Origin of the sequence: Buttiauxella sp. JUb87 (assembly GCF_004361975.1) — a bacterium.
Taxonomy (GTDB): domain Bacteria; phylum Pseudomonadota; class Gammaproteobacteria; order Enterobacterales; family Enterobacteriaceae; genus Buttiauxella; species Buttiauxella ferragutiae.
The window spans coordinates 60653-78436 of sequence record NZ_SNVY01000004.1; the positions used below are offsets into that span (position 1 = coordinate 60653).

18 protein-coding genes are annotated in these 17784 nt (G+C 52.5%); 10 read left to right on the top strand and 8 right to left on the bottom strand.

Going from position 1 to position 17784, the window contains the following annotated elements:
• Positions 1-2: 2 nt before the first annotated feature.
• From EC843_RS16100 to EC843_RS16115, 4 genes are all read left to right on the top strand, one after another.
• On the top strand, positions 3-1160 hold the full coding sequence (locus EC843_RS16100) for an ABC transporter substrate-binding protein (RefSeq protein WP_133522699.1): 1158 nt from the start codon (positions 3-5) through the stop codon (positions 1158-1160).
• A complete protein-coding gene (locus EC843_RS16105; RefSeq protein WP_133522596.1) occupies positions 1157-2725 on the top strand; it encodes an ABC transporter permease subunit in 1569 nt (522 codons plus the stop codon). The genes EC843_RS16100 and EC843_RS16105 overlap by 4 nt, the downstream gene beginning before the upstream one ends.
• Complete coding sequence (locus EC843_RS16110) at positions 2725-3348, top strand: ATP-binding cassette domain-containing protein (RefSeq protein WP_121815429.1); 624 nt, start codon at positions 2725-2727, stop codon at positions 3346-3348. The genes EC843_RS16105 and EC843_RS16110 overlap by 1 nt, the downstream gene beginning before the upstream one ends.
• 84 nt (positions 3349-3432) lie before the next feature.
• Positions 3433-4728, top strand: coding sequence for a rhodanese-like domain-containing protein (locus EC843_RS16115; RefSeq protein WP_064547603.1), 1296 nt, complete (start codon positions 3433-3435; stop codon positions 4726-4728).
• A gap of 124 nt (positions 4729-4852) precedes the next feature.
• Here EC843_RS16115 and EC843_RS16120 read toward each other — a convergent pair whose 3' ends face one another.
• Both EC843_RS16120 and EC843_RS16125 read right to left on the bottom strand, forming a co-directional pair.
• Positions 4853-5470, bottom strand: a complete 618-nt coding sequence (locus EC843_RS16120; RefSeq protein ID WP_133522597.1) for a CDP-alcohol phosphatidyltransferase family protein — start codon at positions 5468-5470, stop codon at positions 4853-4855.
• The gene (locus EC843_RS16125) at positions 5463-6038 is read right to left on the bottom strand and encodes a carboxymuconolactone decarboxylase family protein (RefSeq protein WP_202914408.1); all 576 of its coding nucleotides are present in this window, start codon (positions 6036-6038) and stop codon (positions 5463-5465) included. Before EC843_RS16125 ends, EC843_RS16120 begins: the two co-directional genes overlap by 8 nt.
• A 76-nt stretch (positions 6039-6114) precedes the next feature.
• Between EC843_RS16125 and EC843_RS16130 the strand changes: the two genes are divergently transcribed.
• Complete coding sequence (locus EC843_RS16130; RefSeq protein ID WP_133522598.1) at positions 6115-6528, top strand: pyrimidine (deoxy)nucleoside triphosphate diphosphatase; 414 nt, start codon at positions 6115-6117, stop codon at positions 6526-6528.
• On the opposite strand, the gene EC843_RS16135 is transcribed toward EC843_RS16130, so the two are convergent.
• The 4 genes from EC843_RS16135 to EC843_RS16150 all read right to left on the bottom strand — a co-directional run bounded on the left by EC843_RS16135 (position 6488) and on the right by EC843_RS16150 (position 10402).
• Entirely contained in the window at positions 6488-6769 is a 282-nt protein-coding gene (locus EC843_RS16135; RefSeq protein ID WP_074388582.1) for a DUF1496 domain-containing protein, read from the bottom strand. The genes EC843_RS16130 and EC843_RS16135 overlap by 41 nt on opposite strands.
• A complete protein-coding gene (locus tag EC843_RS16140) occupies positions 6696-8684 on the bottom strand; it encodes a DNA topoisomerase III (protein WP_064547629.1) in 1989 nt (662 codons plus the stop codon). The genes EC843_RS16135 and EC843_RS16140 overlap by 74 nt, the downstream gene beginning before the upstream one ends.
• Positions 8685-8688: 4 nt before the next feature.
• Positions 8689-9732 (bottom strand): selenide, water dikinase SelD, encoded by a 1044-nt coding sequence (selD, locus tag EC843_RS16145; RefSeq protein WP_133522599.1) that lies wholly within the window; start codon positions 9730-9732, stop codon positions 8689-8691.
• A gap of 118 nt (positions 9733-9850) precedes the next feature.
• Positions 9851-10402 (bottom strand): NAD(P)H nitroreductase, encoded by a 552-nt coding sequence (locus tag EC843_RS16150; protein ID WP_121815424.1) that lies wholly within the window; start codon positions 10400-10402, stop codon positions 9851-9853.
• 159 nt (positions 10403-10561) lie between these two features.
• Here EC843_RS16150 and sppA point away from each other — a divergent pair, with 159 nt between their 5' ends.
• The 4 genes from sppA to EC843_RS16170 all read left to right on the top strand — a co-directional run bounded on the left by sppA (position 10562) and on the right by EC843_RS16170 (position 15597).
• Positions 10562-12412, top strand: a complete 1851-nt coding sequence (gene sppA / locus EC843_RS16155) for a signal peptide peptidase SppA (RefSeq protein WP_133522600.1) — start codon at positions 10562-10564, stop codon at positions 12410-12412.
• A gap of 93 nt (positions 12413-12505) precedes the next feature.
• The gene (gene ansA, locus EC843_RS16160) at positions 12506-13522 is read left to right on the top strand and encodes an asparaginase (RefSeq protein WP_064547638.1); all 1017 of its coding nucleotides are present in this window, start codon (positions 12506-12508) and stop codon (positions 13520-13522) included.
• A gap of 9 nt (positions 13523-13531) precedes the next feature.
• Complete coding sequence (gene pncA / locus EC843_RS16165) at positions 13532-14161, top strand: bifunctional nicotinamidase/pyrazinamidase (protein WP_133522601.1); 630 nt, start codon at positions 13532-13534, stop codon at positions 14159-14161.
• A gap of 164 nt (positions 14162-14325) precedes the next feature.
• The gene (locus tag EC843_RS16170; protein ID WP_133522602.1) at positions 14326-15597 is read left to right on the top strand and encodes a glycoside hydrolase family 18 protein; all 1272 of its coding nucleotides are present in this window, start codon (positions 14326-14328) and stop codon (positions 15595-15597) included.
• A gap of 98 nt (positions 15598-15695) precedes the next feature.
• On the opposite strand, the gene EC843_RS16175 is transcribed toward EC843_RS16170, so the two are convergent.
• Together EC843_RS16175 and msrB are read right to left on the bottom strand one after the other, a co-directional pair.
• Positions 15696-15971 carry a YeaC family protein gene (locus EC843_RS16175; protein ID WP_121815777.1) on the bottom strand — a complete coding sequence of 92 codons (276 nt, stop codon included), beginning with the start codon at positions 15969-15971 and terminating at the stop codon, positions 15696-15698.
• A gap of 42 nt (positions 15972-16013) precedes the next feature.
• The gene (gene msrB, locus EC843_RS16180) at positions 16014-16427 is read right to left on the bottom strand and encodes a peptide-methionine (R)-S-oxide reductase MsrB (protein ID WP_064547646.1); all 414 of its coding nucleotides are present in this window, start codon (positions 16425-16427) and stop codon (positions 16014-16016) included.
• A 345-nt stretch (positions 16428-16772) separates the two neighbouring features.
• Between msrB and gapA the strand changes: the two genes are divergently transcribed.
• Positions 16773-17768 (top strand): glyceraldehyde-3-phosphate dehydrogenase, encoded by a 996-nt coding sequence (gapA, locus tag EC843_RS16185; protein WP_064547648.1) that lies wholly within the window; start codon positions 16773-16775, stop codon positions 17766-17768.
• Positions 17769-17784 lie beyond the last annotated feature (16 nt).

Here is a 17784-nt window from a genome sequence, read left to right on the forward strand (position 1 = left end):
TTTTGCTGTCGCTGGTTGCGATCGGCTTTTCATGCTTTGCACAGCCTACTGACTGGGATAGCCTGCGCCAGCAGGCAAAAGGCCAGACGGTTTACTTCAACGCCTGGGGCGGCGACCCTGCGGTAAACAGCTATCTCGACTGGGTCGCCGGAGAAATGAAGCAACACTATGGCGTGACGCTCAAAGTCGTGCGCCTGGCGGATGCTGCCGACGCGGTAAAACGTATTCAGAGCGAAGACAGCGCAGGGCGCAAAGATAATGGCTCGGTCGATTTGCTGTGGGTGAATGGTGAAAACTTCCATACTCTGAAACAGGCCGGTTTGCTAAAAGATGGCTGGGCGTGGGAATTACCCAACTGGCGCTATGTCGACCAGAAAAAACCAGTACGTGAGGATTTCTCGCAACCGACTGACGGTGCCGAGGCACCGTGGGGCAGCGCTCAATTGATGTTGATCGGCAATGCGCAAACGGGTGTGAAATTCCCGCGCAGTGCACCTGAACTGCTGGCATTTGCCAAAGCACATCCTGGCAAATTGAGCTACCCTCGCCCACCTGATTTCACTGGCACCGCGTTTATTGAACAACTGCTGATTGTGCTGACTCGAGAGCCGCAAGCGCTGCGCCTGCCGCCTGATCCGGCCACCTTTAAGCAGGTGACTGCGCCACTGTGGGATTATCTCGACCAACTGCATCCGCTATTATGGCGCGGGGGAAAAACCTTCCCACCAACGCCTGCACGCATGGACCGCATGCTGGCGGATGGCGAACTGTTGATGTCGGTAACGTTTAATCCGGCGCATGTCGATAACCTTATTGACCGCAAACAACTGCCGCATACCGCAAGGGCATTTGGCTTTGCGCAAGGCATGCTGGGCAACGTTCACTTTGTGACGATCCCCGCCAATGCCCGCGCGCAGGCTGGTGCACAAGTGGTGGCTAATTTCCTGATGTCACCGCAAGCGCAAATCCGTAAGGCTAATCCGGCAATTTGGGGCGATACCACCATTCTGGATAGCGCAACGCTGCCCGCACCTTTGGGCGAACAACTTGATGCCCAAAAACCTGCCCATCTGCAAGCGGTACCGTATCTGCCAGAGCCGCATGCCGCCTGGGTAAACGCGCTGGAAAAAGAGTGGTTACAACGCTACGGGGCGAAATGAGTCTACGTTTATTAGCCTGGTTTGCCGTGGGTTGCGTTTTTGCCCCACTGCTTCCGGGCTTGCTAATGATGGCAACCCCCGCGCTGGAGCCAGGAATCTGGCAGGCACTATGGGCTGACAACCAATGGTCTGGTGCTTTACTGGCAACACTCAACTCGACGGTGATTAGCGTCGCGGGTTCGCTGGTGTTATGTCTGGTGCTGCTTTGTGGCCTGTGGCCTGGCGCTCGCTGGCGGCGTTATGCCGCGCAACTGCCGCTTTTATTAGCGCTACCGCACGTCGCATTCGCCAGCGGTTTTTTGTTCCTGTTCGCCGATAACGGTTGGCTCGCTCGCTTATGCGGCATCTCATTTCATCTTGATGAATATGGCATGGGTCTGGGTATTTTGCTGGCGCTCAAAGAGAGCTGGTTTTTATTATGGATAGCCAACACCCAGCTCAATTACCAAACCCTTTCCCAACAGCTCACCGTCGCACGCAGCCTGGGCTATGGCCCGCTACAATGCCGCATTCGCGTGCTGGTTCCGTCATTGTTGCCGCGTCTGAAATGGGCATTACTGGCGGTGGTGGCCTACAGCCTGTCCGTGGTGGATGTGTCCATTATTCTCGGTCCGAACAACCCACCGACGCTGGCGGTACTGGCGTGGCAGTGGTTGAACGATGCCGACCCGCAGCGCGTGGCGATGGGCATGTTGACCTCACTGTTATTAGTCGGGCTGTTAGGTTGTTTTATCGTGTTGGGCTGGATTTTATGGCGCGTGTTTCGCCGCGCAGTCGGGCGTTTTTCAGGTCAAAGACATCTACTTAATATCCAGCCACTGGCATCAAGTTTAGGGTTGGTGATGACGGCAACCTGCATCGCGGCGCTGGCAATGCTGGTTATCTGGTCGATGGCCGAGGGTTGGTTTTATCCTGCTATTTTGCCGGATGGCTGGGCGTTTTCAGGATGGCAAGCGGCTGAGTTGTCGCCATTGGGCACCACGCTGCTACTGGCGCTGGCAAGCAGTTTCACTGGCTTGCTGGTGATTATTCTGTGGCTTGAGGGTGGCAATCCCCGTTTTGATCTGTGGCTAGCGCTACCGCTATTTTTGCCTGCTTTACCGCTGGTCGCCGGGCAATATCGTATGCTGTTAATTTTGCAACAAGACGGCGGCTGGCCCGGTGTTATCTGGAGCCATTTACTGTGGGTTGTGCCGTATATGCTTTTGGTAGCGCGGCCCGCCTGGCAGCAGATAGATCCGCGTCTGGTTATCACCGCCCGCACCTTTGGCTGGTCATCGTGGAAAATTGTCTGTTTGGTTAAATTACCGCTGCTGGCACGCCCTCTTCTGGCGGCGCTAGCGGTCGGGTTTTCAGTCAGCATCGCGCAATATTTACCGACGCTGTACGCGGGGGCTGGGCGTTTTACCACTGTCACCACCCAAACTGTGGCACTGAGCAGCGGTGTCGATCCGCAACAACAGGCGATTCAGGCGTTGTTGCAGATGCTGCTGCCATTCATCATGTTTATCATCACGCTTCAGGTTGGCCGCCTGCTCGGGCGTTTTCGACAAGGATTACGCTAATGCTGTGTGTTCAGGATTGCACCATTACCAGGAATTCCCGCTCGCTGATTCACGCGCTTAATTTCACCGTTTCTGCGGGGGAAGTGCTGACGCTGATGGGACCATCAGGAGCGGGTAAATCAACGTTTTTAAGTTGGATAATTGGCGCATTACCCGCTGAATTTACGGTGACCGGCGAGTTATGGCTAAACCAACAGCGTCGCGATACGCTGCCGACCGAACGGCGAAACATCGGTATTCTGTTTCAGGATGCGCTGTTATTTGACCATCTTAATGTCGGGCAAAATCTGGCAATGGCGATTCCGGCCGCGGTTAAAAGTCGCGAACAACGGCAGCATTGCGTTGAACAAGCGCTGGAAAATGCGCAGTTAGCGGGCTTTTCACGTCGTGACCCGGCGACTCTTTCTGGCGGGGAACATGCACGGATTAGTGTGTTAAGGGCATTGTTAGCGAAGCCAGAAGCTCTGTTGCTCGACGAGCCTTTCTCGCGCCTTGATCAAACCTTGCGCGAGCAATTTCGCCAGTTCGTCTGGCAACAGGTTGAGCAACAAGCTATTCCGGTGGTGCTGGTCACCCATGACCCGCAGGATATTCCGCCTGATGGGCAGATTATTACGCTGTGAATCAAATATGCGGTAACGCAAGGAATCACTCACGTGAATGGCGCAAGATAGCGCCTCTTTTTTCTCTCTTTTTCAGGTTATAAGATGAAACGTGTTTCTCAACTAACCGCCGCCTTGATGTTATCTGGGTTGGCGCACATGGCAATCGCTGCAGACAAGCCTTCCCAAATGACTTTATCCAACCTTCAGGCGCAGCACGGCGTGGTGATTGATACCCGTCCCAGTGCTTTTTATAACGGCTGGCCGCAAACCCTGAACGGTGTTGGTGGCCACGAGCCTGCCGCGCTTAATTTATCGGCCAGTTGGTTAGGCATGATGAATGACGAGCAACTGCAACTGTGGGCAAAACAACACAATCTGGCATCAGATAGTTTGATTGCGCTGTACGGTCAAAGTGATGAGACAAAAGCGGTAAAAGTGCGGCTGTCCAAACTGGGTTATCAGCACATCGCTCTGCTGTCTGATGCCCTGCAACAACCGGCACGTTTGCAGAAAATGGCCCACTTCGAGCAGCTTGTTTATCCGCAGTGGCTACATAACCTGATGCAGAATAAAGACGTTGTGGCAAAACCTGCGGGCGAAGTCAAAATCATCGAAGCCGCCTGGGGTGCACCGAAACAGTATCTGTTAAGCCATATTCCTGGTGCGGATTACATCGATACCAACGATATCGAAAGCGAGCCGTTATGGAATAAAGTGTCTGACGACCAACTCAAAGCTTTGCTGGCAAAACACGGTATCCGTCATGACACCACGGTGGTGATGTACGGACGTGATGTCTATGCTGCAGCGCGTGTCGCACAAATACTGCTGTATGCCGGCGTGAAAGACGTGCGTTTGCTGGATGGTGGCTGGCAGAGTTGGGCTGACGCCAAATTACCTGTAGAGCGCGGTTTGCCAAACGAGGTTAAACCGGCAGCCGATTTTGGTGCGCCATTCCCAGGCCAACCACAGCTGATGCTCGACACCGAGCAAGCGCGCGGGTTGTTAGGCCGCAAAGATGCCTCGCTGGTCAGTATCCGTTCGTGGCCGGAGTTTATCGGCACTACCAGTGGTTATAGCTACATCAAGCCAAAAGGTGAGATTGCCGGTGCGCGCTGGGGCCATGCGGGTTCTGACTCGACGCATATGGAAGATTTCCATAATCCGGACGGCACCATGCGTTCTGCTGATGACATCGCCGCCATGTGGAAGAGCTGGAATATTACGCCGGATCAGCAAGTGGCCTTTTACTGTGGTACTGGCTGGCGCGCATCAGAAACCTTCATGTATGCCCGTGCGATGGGCTGGAAGAATGTCGGCGTGTACGACGGCGGCTGGTATGAGTGGAGTAGTAATCCGCAGAATCCGGTAGCTACGGGTGAGCGTAAGCCTCTGTAAGATGTTTTAAGTTTTCCCCTCACCCCGACCCTCTCCCTCAGGAGAGGGGGAAAACACGCGCGGTGAGGGAGAAACCGCTCTATCCCCTCTCCTTGTGGGAGAGGGTTAGGGTGAGGGCTCTTCTTCAACCACCCACGCGCTTTAACGTCTGATAGCCACTCCACACCCGCGTCAATGTCGTCATCCAGCACAATGCTCCAAACACCCACGCAAACCAAACGAACCACTGCGGGAACAGGCAACTCAGCACAAACAACGCGATAGTTTCCGTGCCTTCCGTCAAGCCGCCGAGGTAATAAAACGATTTGTGCGCATAGCCGGGGTTATCAAGTTGATGCTTTTGCGCCACCGCAGCAAAGGCCAGGAAACTGCTGCCGGTGCCAATAAATGCGAACAGTAGCCAACCACCCGCCAGCGCATTTTGTGCAGGGTCGGCAAGAATAAAACCAAACGGCACCAGCGCGTAAAACAGAAAATCCAGCGCAATATCCAGAAACCCGCCCGCATCGGTCAGGCCGCGTCGTCGCGCCAGCGCACCGTCTAAACCATCAAACAAGCGGTTGAGCACAATCGCCACCAGTGCTGCGCTATACCACTGCAATGCCAGAAACGGTAATGCCAGCACGCCGATAGCAAAACCAAACAGCGTCAGCCCGTCTGGCGTGATAGTCGGTTTATCCAGGGTTTGCGCCACACGCTCAAGCAACGGTTTAACACGGGGATGAAGGTAACTATCAAACATGTGGCGGCTTCTCAGTCGGGGTGACGCATAACCCTTGCGCCGGAATATCCAGTGCAGCATTAAAGCGGGCTGACAGGTTTTGAAACGCAACTAGTGCTGTTAATTCAGTGATAGCTTTGTCATCGAAATGGACTTTCAATTCATCTTTCAACGCATCACTGATATTCGGCGGAGTGGCTGTCATCGCATCTGCGTAGGCCAGTGCTGCCTGTTCTTTGGCAGTGAATAACGTTTCTTCACGCCAGTTGGCGACCGCCAGCACTTTGTCCATCGAACCGCTGCGTTCAGCCAGTCGCAGGCTATTGGCATCAATACAGAATTCGCAGCAGCATTGTTGGGAAACGCGCGTCATCACCAGCGAACGGACGATGGGATCGATGCCGGAACGCCGTCTTTCAAGGAACCCGACAAACAGTGCCACCAGCCAGAATAAATACGGGAAACGTCCCCACCAGCGTGTGGGGTTCAGCACCGAGCCGAAATGTTTTTTTTGCATGGCAACAATGGGCCGTAAACTGGCGGGCAGCGCATCAAGTGGCGGTACCCATGGGGATCTGTTTTTATTCATCATTCGGGAAGAGCTTCAGATAATCTTTGGTGGCGCGTATTATGCCACGCCCATAGATAAAGAACGGACCGGTATCATGAAAACCATTGATGTTGTTGCGGCAATCATCGAGCAGGACGGTAAAATTTTGCTCGCACGTCGCCCGGAAAGTGGCGACCAAGCCGGTTTATGGGAATTTCCTGGCGGCAAGGTGGATGCCAATGAATCACAACCGGCGGCGCTTGCGCGGGAACTGGAAGAAGAGTTGGCGATTAAAGCGGTGGTGGGCAATTACGTTGCCAGCCACCAGCGAGAAGTGTCCGGGCGAATCATTCATCTTCATGCGTGGCATGTAAGCGAATTCAGCGGTGAATTGACCGCGCTTTGCCACAGTGAACTGGTCTGGTGTTTACCTGCCGAGGCGTTTGATTACCCGCTTGCCCCGGCAGATATCCCATTACTTAAAGCGTTTATGGCCTTACGCGATGCCAGACTAAAGGATTCGTGCTAAGCGTTTTTTCATCACGCTGGCATTGCAGTAAAACGCCGCCCTCGGCTTTTACCACCGCCCCTTCAGAATAATTTTGATCCTGGTAGATGCAGCACTGGCTGCACGGTGCTGCTCGTTGGCCCTGAGTACTGAAGACTTCCGGAGGTACCGAGATATCTACCTGTGGATCAAGACGCTGCGCCATCCCCGGCAGGCTTATCATCAGCAGCACGGCGGCGGCGAGCAGGCTTTTTAGTCGCATCATCACTTCCCTCTTTTTTCGCCCATTGTTTACGCGGTTTTTTCTGCTCGTCAGGGGCTTTAACCCCTTTAAAAGCATGATGCACTGGTTTGGTTCGCGCCTGATGAATCAGGTCATATAGCGTTTGCACCAGCGGCTGCATGAAGTCCTGGTAACGACACTGTTTTTCACTGATTTGCGTCAGCGTCGATTCCCACTGCGCCGTCATATCTGGCCGTGCCGCCAGTTCAGGGAGCGAGTGAATCAAGGCCCGTCCGGCATCCGAAGAGTGGATATAACGCCCTTTCTTCACCAGGAAGGTGCGTTTAAACAGCAATTCGATAATCCCCGCACGGGTCGCTTCAGTGCCTAGTCCGTCCGTCGCGCGCAGGATCTTTTTAAGATCTTTATCCTGCACAAAACGAGCAATCCCGGTCATCGCTGAGAGCAACGTCGCATCCGTGAAATGGCGCGGCGGTTGAGTCTGGCGTTCTATCACTTCGCCTTTTTCACACAGCAATTCATCGCCTTTAGCGACCACTGGCAACGGCGTACCGTCGTTCTCTTCATCGCGCTCTTTACCACCCAGCAACGTGCGCCAGCCAGCTTCCGCCAGGAAACGCGCTTTGGCGTTAAACTTGCCGCCAGCAATATCGAGATCGATAGTGCATTTGCGGAACACCGCATCGGCACAGAACTGCATTAAGTATTGTCGGGCGATCAGGTTGTAAACTTTAGCTTCATTTTCAGAAAGCGAAATTTTGGAGCTGCGCGCGGTGGGAATAATCGCGTGGTGCGCGTCGACTTTTTTGTCGTCCCAGCAGCGGTTGCGCAGGTCAGTATTCAGCGCTGGTTGCGGCAGCAAATCGGGCTGATGAATGCTTATCGCATTCAGTACCGCATGGCGGCCAGCAAAATGCTCTTCCGGTAAGTAGCGGCAATCCGAACGCGGATAAGTGATAAGTTTGTGCGTTTCGTAGAGTTTCTGGCAGATATCCAGCACGTTCTGCGCACTGACACCAAACCGTTTGGCCGCCTCAATTTGCAAGGTCGAGAGCGAAAACGGTAACGGGGCGACTTCTGATTCCCGTTTATCATTATACGCCGTGACGATGGCTGGCTGTCCGCCGATGCGGTTGACCACATGATCTGCCAGCGGGCGATGCAGCAAGCGCCCTTCTTCATCCTGATAGGGTTCACAAGACTCGCTCGGCTGCCATGTCGCGACAAAACGTTCATCGGCTGGCGTGACGATGTGCGCTTTCACTTCAAAGAAGTCTTTGGCGACGAAATTCTCGATTTCTTCATCACGACGCACCACTAAACCCAGTACTGGGGTTTGTACACGCCCGACCGAAAGCACGCCTTGATAACCCGCGTTACGCCCCAGAATGGTGTAGGCGCGGGTCATATTGATGCCGTAAAGCCAGTCAGCTCGTGCTCGCGCCAGTGCTGAAACACACAGCGGGATGAACTCGCTATTGGAACGCAGGCGAGTAATTGCACGTTCAACTGCCTGCGGGTTAAGGTCGTTAATCAGGCAGCGCTGTACTTGCTGGCGCTTTTCCGGCGCCAGTTGCAAGTAGTCGAGAACCTCATCCACCAGCAGTTGCCCTTCGCGATCCGGGTCACCTGCGTGAACCACTTCGTCGGCTTGCACCAACAGTTTTTTGATAGCGTTGAGCTGTTTGGTGACCGATGGGCGCGGCTGCAATTGCCATTTTTCCGGCACAATCGGCAAGTCAGCCAGATTCCAGCGTGCGTAACGCCCGTCGTAAGCATCCGGCTGAGCCTGTTCCAACAAGTGACCGATGCACCAGGTCACGACTTGCCCATTACCACACTCAATGAAGCCATCACCCCGACGATGAGGTTTAGGCAGCACGTCAGCAATAGCGCGAGCGAGGCTGGGTTTTTCGGCAATAAACAGACGCATCCGACTAGCAAATCTCAATCATCGGGCGGCCGCCACGAGCGGTTTTTAGCTCGCCAATGGCAGTCAGCGTGATGCCATTTTTTTCAGCAACTGCCGCCACCGCAGCTTCAGCATCCGCCTCAACAGCCAGCAACAAGCCACCGGAAGTTTGCGGGTCACAAAGCAAATCACGCTGCGCTTCGCTCATTTCACCCATTAAGTAGCCATAGCTGGCGAAGTTACGCGAGGTGCCACCGGGTACGCAGCCCTGGGCGATATAGGCTTCAACGTCTGGCAATTTAGGGACTTTATCGAACCAGATTTCGGCCTGGACACCCGCACCACGGCACATTTCGCTCAGGTGGCCCAGCAGGCCAAAACCCGTGACGTCAGTCATCGCCGTGACGCCTTCGATATCAGCAAACTCAGCGCCAGGTTTGTTGAGCTGGCACATGATTTCTGCCGCGAGGCCGTAATGTTCTGGTTTGAGCAGCGATTTTTTCTCAGCGGTAGTCAACACGCCGATGCCGAGTGGCTTGGTGAGGAAGAGTTTGCAACCTGGTGTCGCGGAGCTGTTTTTCTTCACACGATCGGTTGGCACAATGCCGGTGACGGCAAGGCCAAAGATAGGTTCTGGCGCGTCGATTGAGTGGCCGCCCGCCAGAGAAATCCCGGCTTGCTGGCAAACAAAACGCCCGCCTTCAATCACTTTACGGGCGATTTCAGGAGCCAGGGTGTTGATCGGCCAGCCCAGAATAGCGATAGCCATAATCGGTTTGCCGCCCATCGCGTAGATGTCGCTAATAGCGTTAGTGGCGGCAATGCGCCCAAAGTCAAAAGGATCGTCGACGATCGGCATAAAGAAGTCGGTGGTGCTGATGACACAAGTGCCGTTGCCGAGATCGTAAACCGCCGCGTCATCACTGGTTTCGTTTCCAACCAGCAAGTTTGGGTCGACAAATTTGCTCTGCTCAGATTGCAGAATAGTTTGCAGGACTTTCGGGGAAATTTTGCAGCCGCAACCAGCTCCGTGGCTGTACTGCGTCAAACGAACGGTTTGCTCACTCATAGACTACTCCTGTCATTGGCAATCGCTCTATGGTAGCGCTCAATTCAACGAGTAGTAAGACCGCATGTCTGAATTGCCCCATTCCTGGTCACAATCCAGACAGGTTTTGATTGTTTGCTTAGAATTTGCGCACAAACGGAGTGATGTCTGGCACGCTGACCGTAGTAGAGGCTTTGAGTTGCGGGGTACCCAAATACAAGAAACCGACCACTTCATCTTGCTCACGGCAATGAAGTGCTTCACGAACCGCTTCGCTTTCAGTCCAGATACCGGTGCGCCAGATGCCGTTGTAGCCCTGAGCGACTGCTGCCATCTGCATTGCCATCACCGCGCAACCCGCAGAAACCACTTGCTCCCAGACCGGGACTTTATGGTTGTCATCACAATATGCCACCACAGCGATAATCATCGGTGCGCGGAATGGTGCGGTACGTGCCTTTTCAATGCCCTTCTCGTCAAGCTCTTCAGCAATAGCGGCTTGTTCCAGCACGTGGCTGAAGCGGTCGCGGCCTTCGCCTTCAATCACAATGAAGCGCCACGGCTGCAAGGTTCCGTGGTCAGGCGCGCGCATACCGGCACGAATAATGTTTTCCAGAATTTCGCCCGCAGGAGCGGGTTCCACCAGGCGCGAAGCACTGCGACGGTGAAGAAGTAGTTCAAGTGCATCCATTTGATAACTCCTGTCATGATTTTAATCAGCGAAACTAACACGACTGTAGATTTTGTTACAGCACACGGCAGATTTCCTACTGACATTTGCCCTGGGGGTATTTAGGATAGCAATCACTTTAGCTATACCTCAGCTAAAACTGGGTAATTCGGAGAATACATGCGCACTATCGGGCGGTTTATTGCCGGTTTCTTTAAGTGGACCTGGCGTCTGCTTAACTTTATTCGAGAGTTTATTCTCAATCTCTTTTTTGTACTGCTGGTGTTGGTTGGCGTTGGGATCTGGGCACAGATTAATAGTGCCCCAGCAGAGCCTGCACGCGGCGCGTTATTGATGGATATCACCGGTGTGGTGGTCGATAAGCCGTCGGTCAGTAATAAATTAGGTGTCATTGGCCGTCAGTTGCTCGGCGCCAGTTCTGACCGCTTGCAAGAAAACTCGCTGTTTGATGTGGTCGATACCATTCGTCAGGCGAAAGACGACCGCAATATCACTGGTATTGTGCTGGATTTAAAAGATTTTGCCGGTGGTGATCAGCCGTCTATGCAGTACATCGGTAAGGCGCTGCGCGAATTCCGCGACAGTGGTAAGCCGGTTTATGCCGTAGGTGATAGCTACAACCAGGGGCAATATTATCTGGCAAGCTTCGCTAATAAAATCTGGATGTCGCCACAAGGCGTGGTGGATTTACACGGCTTTGCTACGAATTCGCTGTATTACAAAACGCTGCTCGATAAGCTGAAAGTGTCCACGCATATCTTCCGCGTTGGGACTTATAAGTCTGCTGTCGAACCGTTTATTCGTGACGATATGTCCCCTGCGGCGCGTGAAGCCGATAGCCGCTGGATTGGTGAACTTTGGCAAAACTACCTGGGCACCATTGCGGCTAACCGCCAGATTACGGCACAGCAGGTGTTCCCTGGGGCGCAAGGTTTGCTCGATAACCTGCAAAAACTCGGCGGCGACACCGCAAAATACGCGCTGGATAACAAACTGGTTGATCAACTGGCGAGTAGCGCGGCGGTAGATAAAGCGATGATCAAGCAGTTCGGCTGGAACAAAGAAAGCAAAGATTTCAGCTACACCAGCATGTATGACTATGTGGTGAAAAAGCCTGAGGATAAAGGTGACGCGATTGCGGTGATCCTCGCAGATGGCGCCATCATGGACGGCCAGGAAACTCCGGGTCAGGTCGGCGGTGATACCACGGCGTTGCAAATCCGCGAAGCGCGTCTTGATCCTAAAGTGAAGGCGATTGTACTGCGCGTCAACAGCCCTGGTGGCAGTGTGAGCGCGTCAGAAGTGATTCGTGATGAACTGGAAGCCGCACGTGAAGCCGGTAAGCCGATTGTCGTTTCGATGGGCGGTATGGCGGCATCTGGCGGTTACTGGATTTCCACGCCAGCCAATTATATTGTCGCAAGCCCCAATACCTTGACCGGTTCAATCGGTATCTTTGGGGTGATTAATACCGTGGAAAACAGCCTGGATTCGATTGGTGTTCACACGGATGGCGTGGCGACTTCGGCCCTGGCCGACGTTGCGGTGACGAAGTCGTTACCACCGGAAGTCCAGCAGATGATGCAGTTGACCATCGAGAATGGCTATAAGCGTTTTATCAATCTGGTGGCTGATTCTCGTAAGAAAACGCCAGAGCAAATTGATGAAATCGCGCAGGGTCATGTCTGGACTGGGCAGGATGCCAAAGCTAACGGCCTGGTCGATAGCCTGGGTGATTTCGACGATGCGGTGGCAAAAGCCGCTGAACTGGCGAAGCTGAAAACCTGGCATCTGGATTTCTGGAAAGATGATCCAAGCTTCCTGGATATGGTGTTCGAGAGCATGAGCGGCTCGGTACGCGCCATGTTGCCGCAAGCGTTACAAGCGTATTTGCCTGCACCACTGGCGGATGCGGCTCTGGCGGTGAAAGCGCAAAACGATAAGTTTGGCACCATGAATGATCCGCAGAATCGCTATGCCTTCTGCCTCACCTGTGGTGATGTGCGATAATAATATCAACATCAGCCCGGTATTCACCGGGCTGATTTTTTTGCCCTGCCGTCTTATACTGCGCCCCATTGTGTAAAAGCCCTGAGTTCACTCATGCAAAAGAAATCCATCTACGTTGCCTACACCGGCGGTACTATCGGTATGCAGCGCTCAGAACACGGTTACATTCCTGTCTCCGGTCACTTACAACGCCAGCTGGCTTTGATGCCAGAATTCCATCGCCCGGAAATGCCTGATTTCACCATTCATGAATATCAGCCGCTAATGGACTCTTCCGATATGACACCGGAAGACTGGCAGCACATTGCTGATGACATCAAAGCACATTACGACGAGTACGATGGTTTCGTGATCCTTCATGGTACCGACACCATGGCATTCACCGCCTCGGCGTTGTCGTTTATGCTGGAAAACCTCGGTAAACCGGTCATTGTAACTGGCTCACAGATTCCATTGGCCGAGCTGCGTTCTGATGGGCAAATTAACCTGCTCAACTCACTTTATGTTGCGGCAAACTTCCCGATAAACGAAGTGACGCTGTTCTTCAACAATCGTCTGTACCGTGGCAACCGCACCACCAAAGCCCATGCAGACGGTTTTGATGCATTCGCCTCACCGAATCTTGCACCGTTGCTTGAAGCCGGGATTCACATTCGCCGTCTGAATACTCCTGCCGCACCACACGGTGAAGGCGAGTTAATCGTTCATCCGATCACTCCACAACCGATTGGCGTGGTGACGATTTACCCGGGTATTTCTGCGGATGTGGTCGGTAATTTCTTACGCCAGCCTGTGAAAGCGTTGATTCTGCGCTCTTATGGTGTGGGCAATGCTCCACAACACGGGGCGTTCCTCAAAGAGTTACAAGAGGCCTGTTCACGCGGCATTGTGGTGGTCAACCTGACGCAATGTATGTCCGGTAAAGTGAATATGGGTGGCTACGCGACCGGTAATGCATTGGCTCAAGCAGGTGTTATTAGCGGCTACGATATGACGGTAGAGGCGACACTGACTAAACTGCACTATCTACTCAGCCAAAATCTGGATGCTCAGACTATTCGTGAGGCGATGTCACGCAACTTACGCGGCGAACTCACCCCTGACGAGTAAGGAGAAGCCATGCAACGCGCGTTAGTGATAGTCGATTTACAAAATGATTTTTGCGCCGGTGGGGCGCTTGCTGTGCCTGAGGGTGACAGCACGATTGATGTGGCGAACGCGTTAATCGCGCATTGTAAAGCCCGTGGTGACGCGGTGCTTGCCACACAAGACTGGCATCCGGCAGATCACGGTAGTTTTGCCAGCGTGCAAAAAGCTGAGCCTTATACGCAGGGGAAACTCGACGGGCTGAAACAAACCTGGTGGCCGGATCATTGTGTTCAGAACAGTGAAGGCGCGGAACTTCACCCCTTGCTTAATGCGCAGGAAATCGACGCTATTTTTCAAAAGGGCGAAAATCACCTCGTTGATAGCTACAGTGGTTTTTTCGACAATGGACATCGCCAGAAAACCCAGCTCGACGATTGGTTATTCCGCCACGAGATTAAACAGCTGATTGTGGTTGGGCTAGCGACGGATTATTGCGTCAAGTTCACGGTGCTGGATGCGTTGTCGTTGGGTTATGAAGTTACGGTTATCACTGATGGTTGCCGTGGCGTGAATCTGCATCCGCAAGACAGCCTGCGGGCGTTCCAGGATATGTCGGCGGCTGGCGCTACGCTGATGACACTCGCTGATTTTACTTACTAATTTTCTCCAGGGCGTAAACGCGCCCTTTCCCCTTTTTTCGATTCCGCTCTCATTCTGAACTTTTAGTGCTCGCTCATTTATGAGAGCGCTCTCATAATAAAGTTGCTTATTTATACAGCATTTTAGCTGTATTTCTTATTTGTCCGTCAAAGAGGAACTCCCCAATGGTTTTCACGCGTAAGCTGCTGCCGTTGCTGGCAGTGATGCAAATCGCTTGTGCTGGTGTGGCTCAGGCAAGCTCTTACCTCTCGGTAGGTTATTTCAACGGTGGCGGTGATGTCACTGCCGGGCCCGGTGGTGATATCGATAAACTCGATGTCCGCCAGATTACCCATCTCAACTACTCGTTTGGCCTGATCTATAACGATGAAAAAGATGAGACTAATCCTGCGTTAAAAGATGCCTCTAAACTTCACCAAATCTGGCTTTCACCAAAAGTGATGTCTGACCTTGAGAAAATCCCTGCGCTGCGTAAACAGAATCCACAACTGAAAGTCCTGCTTTCGGTCGGCGGCTGGGGCGCGCGTGGTTTCTCTGGGGCGGCGGCTACACCTGAAAATCGCACCGTTTTTATCCGTTCGGTACAGGATGTGATCAAGCGTTACGGTCTGGATGGTATCGATCTGGACTGGGAGTATCCGGTGAATGGCGCGTGGGGGCTGGTGGCAAGCCTTCCAGAAGATCGCGCTAATTTCACCGCATTGCTAAATGAACTGCGTGCAGCACTTGGCAAAGAGAAACTGCTGACAATTGCTGTCGGCGCGAACGTGAAAAGCCCAACCGAATGGGTGGATGTGAAAGCCATTGCGCCTGCGCTGGATTACATCAACCTGATGACTTACGACATGGCGTATGGCACTCAGTACTTCAACGCCAATCTGTATGATTCGAAAACCTGGCCAACCGTGGCGGCTGCTGACAAATATAACGTGAATTTCGTGGTCGATAATTATATTAAAGCTGGCTTAAAACCCGCGCAGATGAACCTCGGCATCGGTTTCTATGGCCGCATTCCTAAACGCGCCACCGAGCCAGGTATTGACTGGGATAAACCAGACGCGGCTAAAAACCCGGTCACTCAACCCTATTTCGGCGATAGCGAGAAAGCGCTGTTTATGTCCTTAGGCGTTGACCTGACTAAAGACAGTTACATGAAATATAACGATATTGTTAGCAAAATGCTTAACGACCCGCAAAAGCGCTTCACTGAAAACTGGGATGATGACGCGCATGTCCCCTACTTGACCGTCAAGTCAGCCGAAGGGAAGCCGTTGTTCGCCATCTCTTATGAGAACCCACGTTCTGTGGCAATCAAAGCAGAGTACATCAAAGCGAAAGGCTTAGGTGGCGCGATGTTCTGGGAGTATGGCGCGGATGACAACAACCGCCTGGCAAAAGAGTTAGCCAAAGATTTAGGGATTAAAACGGAGCATTAACGTCGTTATTCGGTGGGTGACGCAAGCTTACCCACCCTACTCGCTCTGTCCCCTCTCCCATTGGGAGAGGGTCAGGGAGAGGGAGAAAAAACAACTCGTTACAGCTTCACGGTCAAAATCGGCGCGGGTTCGATACCAAACTCGGCTTTCAGTTGCTGCTTACTCTTCATCACGATATTGCCATCGGTGCCGATGGTCATATGTTGCGGGTCAGTGTTATGACGCGTCTGCCACATCATCACTAATTGCAAACTGTTCTCTTTTTGGTCGGGTGTCAGTGCCACACCGTCTGGCCATTTCCCCAGCTCAACGGCGGTCACCAGACGTTGATAAACTTCCGGTGTCATTGCTTCTAACATTTCATCCAGGTTCATCATGCGGCAAGTTCCTGTGGAATAATTTGCTGAATCGATTTTTCAGCCTTCGATTTGCTCACCGTTTTTATCATCGGTGAAGTTCAACGAAGCTGAATTTACGCAGTATCGCTCACCCGTTGGCTGAGGGCCATCCGGGAAGACATGACCTAAATGGGCTTCGCAATTGTTACAACGGATTTCTACCCGCTCCATGCCGTGTGAAAAGTCCTTGATATAACGGATTGCGTTGTCACTCACCGGCTCATAGAAGCTAGGCCAGCCGCAGCCTGAGTCATACTTGGACTCTGACATAAACAACGGTGCGTCGCAGACCAGACAGTGATAGACACCTTCCCGCTTGTTATGCAGCAGACGACCGGAAAACGGTGGCTCAGTGCCATGCTTCTGGGTGACATACAACTGCATCTCAGAAAGGTTTTTTTTCGATAAATCAGGAGGTAATTGGTTAGCCATATGCGTACATCTCGGGCAGTGGGTACTGTAACTGATAACAGCATGATTCTAACAAAAAATTAACAACACCGTGCGGTTTTTTGTTCTAAACTTAGCCCTGAATTTCTGGCTCAGTGCCATTTGTGATCGGTGTCACATTCTTGTTGGAATTGATCTTTAAAATTCCTTGTATCATCCCCATTTGGATATAGAGCCAAAAGGGGAGCGCGAGGCGGTTCAGTCGTTCAAATGATGTCCATAGGATTGATTTGTCGCAATGATTGACACGATTCCGCTTGACGCTGAGTAAGGTTTTTGTAATTTTACAGGCAACTTTTATTCACTAACAAATAGCTGGTGGAATATATGACTATCAAAGTAGGTATCAACGGTTTTGGCCGTATCGGCCGTATTGTTTTCCGTGCTGCTCAGGAACGTTCTGACATCGAGATCGTTGCAATCAACGACCTGTTAGACGCTGAATACATGGCTTACATGCTGAAGTACGACTCAACTCACGGTCGTTTCAACGGCACTGTAGAAGTCAAAGACGGCCACCTGGTTGTTAACGGCAAAACTATCCGTGTTACCGCAGAACGTGACCCGGCTAACCTGAAGTGGAACGAAGTCAACGTTGATGTAGTTGCTGAAGCAACTGGTCTGTTCCTGACTGACGAAACCGCTCGTAAGCACATCACTGCTGGCGCGAAAAAGGTTGTTCTGACTGGTCCTTCTAAAGACAGCACTCCTATGTTCGTTCGTGGTGCTAACTTCGAAAAATATGCTGGCCAGGATATCGTTTCTAACGCATCTTGCACCACTAACTGCCTGGCTCCACTGGCTAAAGTTATCAACGACAACTTCGGTATCGTTGAAGGCCTGATGACCACTGTTCACGCAACTACTGCTACTCAGAAAACTGTTGATGGCCCGTCTCATAAAGACTGGCGCGGCGGTCGTGGCGCAGCTCAGAACATCATCCCTTCTTCTACCGGTGCTGCTAAAGCTGTAGGCGTTGTACTGCCAGAGCTGAACGGTAAAATCACTGGTATGGCGTTCCGTGTTCCAACTCCAAACGTGTCTGTTGTTGACCTGACCGTTCGTCTGGAAAAAGCGGCTACCTACGAAGAAATCAAGAAAGCAATGAAAGCGGCTTCTGAAGGCGCAATGAAAGGCGTTCTGGGTTACACCGAAGACGACGTTGTTTCTACTGATTTCAACGGCGAAATCTGCACTTCCGTGTTCGATGCTAAAGCTGGTATCGCACTGAACGACAAATTTGTGAAACTGGTTTCCTGGTACGACAACGAAACTGGCTACTCTCACAAAGTACTGGATCTGATTGCTCACATCTCCAAATAAGTTGAGATGAGTGATT